This is a genomic window from Acidovorax sp. FJL06 (assembly GCF_003852545.1).
Taxonomy (GTDB): Bacteria; Pseudomonadota; Gammaproteobacteria; order Burkholderiales; family Burkholderiaceae_C; genus Acidovorax.
In genome coordinates, this window is the sequence record NZ_QAJR01000104.1 from 1 (window position 1) to 275 (window position 275).

Annotated in this window: 1 pseudogene; it reads right to left on the reverse strand. The window is 65.5% G+C overall.

The annotated features are described in order from the left end of the window. Positions 1–274, reverse strand: a pseudogene (locus tag DBV10_RS22700) (protein TolQ); the annotation flags it as partial. Between the last annotated feature and the right edge of the window lies 1 nt (position 275).

Consider the following 275-nt stretch of genomic DNA (forward strand, 5'->3'; position numbering starts at 1 on the left):
GCATGGCGCGGCGTGCGCCGTCGAGCAGGGTGCCGGGGTCCACGATGCGGCGCTCGCGCAATTTTTGGTATTCGCGCATGCCGCTGGCAAAGATGCGTTCCATGGGGCCGGCCTGCTTGGCGTTTTGCGCGGCGGCGGCGTACAGGTCGTTCAGGCTGGTGCCCGACCAGAACTCGCGCTCGAAATCCTCGTTCAGTGTCTTCACGCGCTTCAAGGCAAACAGCTTGCGGAAGATGGCTGCCCAACTGGCCACCGACACGCCCAGCAGCAGCAGC